The following is a 4,931-nucleotide window of genomic DNA, read 5'->3' as shown; positions in this document are numbered from 1 at the left end:
TAGGATATGGATACCGGCACTATAAATAAATATTTTTTTATTTAGATTTATTTTCTCATTAACATAGAATCCTGGGTGGATAGACTATCTGGAGGTATTGTAATCATAGTATCCTGTGGTGCCGGTGTAATGCTGTCTGTAATTATAGAATCTGCATTCATCATTGAAGATTGTGGTTGAGGCTCTTTTTTACAGCTAAGGATCAGAAAACAGGATAATAGACTTATTGCTACAATATATTTCATACTATTTTTTTTGGTGTAAGTCAAAAATAGAAAACTATTGTCTCAAAGATTTATGATTTGAATCATATTCATAACAGCCAAGAAAACTTATTTAGCAAATTTTTTAGTTCCAGCCACACATAAAATAATTCCGGCTGTTACTCCCAGCATCCCCATACTTACCGGCTCATTAAGAAAATAAGCTGCAAAGGCAAGTCCAAAGAAAGGTTGAAGGAGCTGTAATTGTCCTACTGTTGTTATTCCGCCTTGAGCTAATCACCTGTACTAGAATATAAAGCCGATAAACATACTGAACAGAGAAATATAAGCCAGTCCATACCATGCCTCTATTCTGACATCCTCCAGAGAGTCAGGGAACTCAAAGAAAACATCTACAGCAGTTACGAAAGACATTGAACACTAATTATCAGAATTATGTACAAGTCATAGCAGAATCTTTTCCTGAAGGTACAAAAACCAGCCGCCCACAAGGAGGCTTATCTCTTTGGGTGGAGTTTGATAAAAGTGTAAAACCCCTTGAATTATATGACAAGGCTATTAAACAGGGCATAAGTATTGCTCCCGGGAGAATGTTTACCCTACAGGACCAGTTTGAAAACTGTATGAGACTTTGCATAGGTTTGCCATGGTCAGAAGATACACGGCTGAAACTTGAACAAATCGGTACACTTGCAAAAAAGATGTAGATATTATTTATCCGGGACAAAGTTCTTTTTAGCCAGTTCCTTTCTTACACGGCTTAAACTTTCAGGAGTAATTCCCAAATAAGAAGCGATCATCCATTGAGGTACTCTCAGTAATAAATCCGGATATGTTTTGATAAAATGAAGATACCTTTCTTCTGCGGTTTCTCCTAGCAAAGAATTAATCCTGTTCTGTAAAGTTCGGATGTGTTTTTGCACAATGATATCACTTTTCTCAATACTATGCGGAAATTGTTCCACTAATCCGTTAAAGAAATCAGGGTGTAAAAACAGAACTTCTGAATCTTCGATAGCTTCTATATAATAAACAGATTTCTCATTAAAATAAACACTGCTTCGATCGGATAGTAACCAACGTTCCGGTGCAAACTGGATAATGTGTTCCTTTCCATTTTTATCAATAGAGAACATTTTTAAAAGACCTTTTTCAACAAAAAAGATGTGTCTGCAGATTTCTCCATATTGAAGTAAAAACTGATTTTTAGGAATTTTCTTAACTTCATAATGCAGACTGCATGTATTCACGCTTTCCAAAGGAATTTCCAGAACCTGTGCTAAATAATTATTGATATTCTTCATTGTGTTGTAACCTGACTAATCGATATATGCTGATGAGAAGCATTATTCACGGCTTTTCCATTTTCAATCACGATAAGCTGAGGGCTTTCATGTCTGATCTGGAAAAGATCGGATATTTTACTGGAAATATTTCTGTGGGCCAGTAAATCCAAATAATAAAAATCTGTATCTAAATCCGTATATTCCTCTACTTCTCTTTCAAAATTTCTTAAAACGGTTTTACTGATAAAACAACTGGTAGAATGCTTAAATAAAGCTACTCTTTTGATATAGGAACTTTCAATTGCTTTTTCCAGATCCTCCTCAGACTGAATTTCTTTCCAGAAAGATTCATGTTTGGATCCTCCTGAATTTCCCCCAAAAATTTTATCAAAAAAACTCATACATTAAATTGTTTAAGATGGTGATCAAGATGTTTATATTCTAAAAATCCCCAATCCTTTTCTTTCATTTTTCCAAAAAGCGCATGATTTTCAGGGAGCTGATTATTATTATAAACTTCCAGATAATCTTTTAAGGTTTGTAAAAGAGTTTTCCGTGCCATCTCAAAATCACATTCAAAATTAACGATTAGTTTTTGAAAAGTAGGCATATTATGTGGAATTCCATTATTAAAAAGCCACATTTCCTTTTTTGCAGTGATTCCTATTAACATAATAAAGAAATTAGCTTTGGGCAGATCTATATTTTTCAGAGGAATCTGTAAAATAAGATGACAATGGAACAGCATTTGGGAAACTGACATTTTACCCCAATTTCCGGATGAATTTTCAGAAAGTAAATAAATTCTCTTTATTATTTCGTCAAAGTATAGCGGATTATGCAGACTTTTCCTTACCAACCTTTTTCCTTCTTCAGATTATTGATATGGGCGAAATGATGATTACAATGCCAGACATACATTGCAAGGTAATATCTCAGATCATGATCTTCACTATGTTCGGGATGGTGAAATGTTCTTTCAAACTGTTTATTAGTAAGAGTTTTAAGAAGCAGATACCATCGTTGATGAGTACCTTTAATTATTCTCATAGCGGGTTTTATGGAAATACTGATGCTGTCCTGAAGCTCCGCCCATTTGGCTTCATCATAAGGTTTTATGGTAGGATTATTTTCTGTAAGGGCTAGTTTAAACCTGATAAAACTGTTAATATGACTATCTGCAATATGATTGATCAACTGTCTCACTGTCCACCCACCTTCTCTGTAAGGGGTATCCAGTTCGTCATCTGTCCAGTTTTCTACAAGATTTTTAAGTCTTCCGGGAAAATTTTTGATCACCTTTATGTATTCGTCCAGTTCGATGTCACAAATATTTTCAGGGGGTTCAAAAGTTCCGATAGGAAATTTTTTCTCTTCAAGGTTAGTCATAATTATTAATTTTTTCTCAAATTTTGCCGTTTTGTCCGATAATACGGAATTGGACAAATTTTTGAGTATTTGTTTTTGTAAATTTATCAAAAATTCGAGAATTCTAAATATGAAAAAAGCATTAATAGTAGTAGATGTGCAGAATGATTTTTGTGAAGGAGGAGCTTTAGCTGTTCCTGAAGCCAATGAAATTATTCCTTATATCAATCTTCTGATGGAAGAAAATGAGTATGACCAGATCATCTTAACCCAGGACTGGCATCCGGCTAATCACAAGAGCTTTGCCAGTAATAATGGAAAAAAAGTAGGAGAAAGTATTATTCTGAATGGAGTTCCGCAGTTTATGTGGCCTGACCACTGTATTGAAGGAACATTTGGGGCTGAATTCCATAAGGATCTTAACAGAGATAAAGTAACCCACATTATTCAGAAGGGTAAAAACCCTGAAATTGACAGTTATAGTGGCTTTCAGGATAATAACCATTTCATGAAAACAGGATTAGATGATTTTCTGAAATACCATGAAATTCAATTATTGGAAATTGTAGGTTTGGCAATGGATTATTGTGTGAAATTCACTTGTCAGGACGCGGTAAGCAATGGTTATATTACTTGTCTGCATTTTAATGGAACAAAAGCGGTGAATGTGAAGCCTGATAATGGCAGAGACGCGATTTATGAAATGATCCAAAAAGGAGTAACGGTTTTAGGATAAGAAATAATCAGTTTATAATTAACTGATATTTAAATTATTTAATGCAGCACATCACATACAGTACAAATAAAAAGACTCGTGAAATTTTCATGAGTCTTTCTTATTTTTAAATTAGGGTAAAAATGAATATTATAAGCCGATAGAATAAAAATCATCACTTATAAATTATTTATATCACCTAAAGCATTTTTAAATTATTAACTTCCAGTTCTGTAAGGATTCTCCAATGTCCGCGTTTAATGTTTTTCTTCGTAAGACCTGCAAACATTACGCGGTCCAGGGATTCCACTTCATATCCTAATCGTTGGAAAATTCTCCTGATAACACGGTTCCATCCAATATGGATTTCAATCCCGATTTCATTTTTGGGTTTTCCTTCAATATAAGAGATCTGATCTACTTCTGCTACTCCTTCTTCCAGACGTACACCTTCTGCAATCGTTCTTAAATCCTCTCCTGAAAGCTTTCTGTCTAAAGTTACATGATAAATCTTTTTCACATCAAAAGACGGATGTGTGAGTTTTTTTGTCATATGCCCATCATTGGTTAACAGAATAACTCCAGTTGTAGAACGGTCCAGTCTCCCTACCGGGAAAAGTCTGTAAGGAGAAGCATTAGCTACTAAATCCATTACGGTTTTTCTTGCTTTGTCATCCTTAGTAGTAGAAATATATCCTTTAGGTTTATTTAAAACCACATAAACCGGTTTCTCCGGAGTGATACTTTGCCCGTCAAAGATAACGCGGTCTGTTTTCTGTACCTGATATCCCATTTCCGTAACCACTTTTCCGTTTACTTCCACTAATCCCTGAGTGATTAATTCATCAGCCTCTCTCCTGCTGCATATTCCGGAATTGGCAATATATTTATTAAGACGTATGGTATCTTTATGAAGATCTTTATCTATTTTGGTAAGCCTCCTTTTCTGAACAAATGATTTAGCTCTGTCGTCATCTCTGTCATTTCTGTTGAAAGGCTTCTTACCATATTTAAGGTTCCCGTTTTCATATTTGTCTCTGCTGTCAAAGTCTCTTCCTCCTCTGGATGGTTTTTTAAATGGCTTTTTCTCCCCATCATTTTCATTGCTGCGGGTGAATGGCTTTTTCTCAAATTTAGAGTTAGTACCCTTATGTTCGGCACCTTCTCTTTTGGAAAAAGGTTTTTTGAAAGATTTTGATTCTGAAGGTTTTTCAGATCTGGAAGCACGAGAATCATCAGAACTTTTTCTTGGTGAAATTCTGGGTCTTTTGGGTCTGTCTGAATTGTTTTTATCTCTGCTCATTCTAAATATTTCTGCAAAGATAATTAAATTAGTTC

General features: G+C 34.7%; 8 protein-coding genes and 1 pseudogene. 2 read left to right on the top strand and 7 right to left on the bottom strand.

Annotation, left to right across the window (positions count from 1 at the left end; translation table 11 throughout):
• Window positions 1-47: 47 nt before the first annotated feature.
• Window positions 48-245 carry a hypothetical protein gene (locus tag Q0A18_RS05750; RefSeq protein WP_292009220.1) on the bottom strand — a complete coding sequence of 66 codons (198 nt, stop codon included), beginning with the start codon at window positions 243-245 and terminating at the stop codon, window positions 48-50.
• Between the two features lie 87 nt (window positions 246-332).
• Window positions 333-572 (bottom strand): annotated as a pseudogene (locus tag Q0A18_RS05745) (EamA family transporter); the annotation flags it as partial.
• 65 nt (window positions 573-637) lie between these two features.
• Between Q0A18_RS05745 and Q0A18_RS05740 the strand changes: the two are divergent.
• Complete coding sequence (locus Q0A18_RS05740) at window positions 638-931, top strand: hypothetical protein (protein ID WP_292009219.1); 294 nt, start codon at window positions 638-640, stop codon at window positions 929-931.
• Window positions 932-934: 3 nt separating this feature from the next.
• Here the strand turns inward: Q0A18_RS05740 and Q0A18_RS05735 are convergent, their stop codons facing one another.
• Genes Q0A18_RS05735 through Q0A18_RS05720 form a run of 4 tightly spaced genes read right to left on the bottom strand, consistent with a single transcriptional unit; the run spans window position 935 to window position 2,899 of the window.
• Window positions 935-1,528: a Crp/Fnr family transcriptional regulator gene (locus Q0A18_RS05735; RefSeq protein ID WP_292009218.1), complete on the bottom strand. Its 594-nt coding sequence runs from the start codon at window positions 1,526-1,528 to the stop codon at window positions 935-937.
• Window positions 1,525-1,911, bottom strand: a complete 387-nt coding sequence (gene ytxJ, locus Q0A18_RS05730) for a bacillithiol system redox-active protein YtxJ (RefSeq protein WP_292009217.1) — start codon at window positions 1,909-1,911, stop codon at window positions 1,525-1,527. The genes Q0A18_RS05735 and ytxJ overlap by 4 nt, the downstream gene beginning before the upstream one ends.
• Window positions 1,908-2,369: a DUF1569 domain-containing protein gene (locus tag Q0A18_RS05725; protein ID WP_292009216.1), complete on the bottom strand. Its 462-nt coding sequence runs from the start codon at window positions 2,367-2,369 to the stop codon at window positions 1,908-1,910. Before Q0A18_RS05725 ends, ytxJ begins: the two co-directional genes overlap by 4 nt.
• Window positions 2,363-2,899, bottom strand: a complete 537-nt coding sequence (locus Q0A18_RS05720; RefSeq protein ID WP_292009215.1) for a YfiT family bacillithiol transferase — start codon at window positions 2,897-2,899, stop codon at window positions 2,363-2,365. The genes Q0A18_RS05725 and Q0A18_RS05720 overlap by 7 nt, the downstream gene beginning before the upstream one ends.
• 109 nt (window positions 2,900-3,008) lie before the next feature.
• On the opposite strand from Q0A18_RS05720, the gene pncA reads away from it, so the two are divergent.
• Window positions 3,009-3,614: a bifunctional nicotinamidase/pyrazinamidase gene (gene pncA, locus Q0A18_RS05715; protein ID WP_292009214.1), complete on the top strand. Its 606-nt coding sequence runs from the start codon at window positions 3,009-3,011 to the stop codon at window positions 3,612-3,614.
• A gap of 178 nt (window positions 3,615-3,792) precedes the next feature.
• On the opposite strand, the gene Q0A18_RS05710 is transcribed toward pncA, so the two are convergent.
• Window positions 3,793-4,896: a pseudouridine synthase gene (locus Q0A18_RS05710; RefSeq protein WP_292009221.1), complete on the bottom strand. Its 1,104-nt coding sequence runs from the start codon at window positions 4,894-4,896 to the stop codon at window positions 3,793-3,795.
• Between the last annotated feature and the right edge of the window lie 35 nt (window positions 4,897-4,931).

The organism is Chryseobacterium sp., from assembly GCF_022712095.1.
Lineage (GTDB): Bacteria > Bacteroidota > Bacteroidia > Flavobacteriales > Weeksellaceae > Chryseobacterium.
Note: the sequence above shows the minus strand (reverse complement) of the source record. Positions and strands in the feature narration are given on the sequence as shown.

What these genes read in the sequence shown, in the direction of transcription:
- Q0A18_RS05720 (WP_292009215.1), bottom strand. Translation starts at nt 2,899, where the DNA reads ATGACTAACCTTGAAGAGAAAAAATTTCCTATCGGAACTTTTGAACCC.
- Q0A18_RS05710 (WP_292009221.1), bottom strand. Translation starts at nt 4,896, where the DNA reads ATGAGCAGAGATAAAAACAATTCAGACAGACCCAAAAGACCCAGAATT.
- pncA (WP_292009214.1), top strand. Translation starts at nt 3,009, where the DNA reads ATGAAAAAAGCATTAATAGTAGTAGATGTGCAGAATGATTTTTGTGAA.
- ytxJ (WP_292009217.1), bottom strand. Translation starts at nt 1,911, where the DNA reads ATGAGTTTTTTTGATAAAATTTTTGGGGGAAATTCAGGAGGATCCAAA.
- Q0A18_RS05735 (WP_292009218.1), bottom strand. Translation starts at nt 1,528, where the DNA reads ATGAAGAATATCAATAATTATTTAGCACAGGTTCTGGAAATTCCTTTG.
- Q0A18_RS05750 (WP_292009220.1), bottom strand. Translation starts at nt 245, where the DNA reads ATGAAATATATTGTAGCAATAAGTCTATTATCCTGTTTTCTGATCCTT.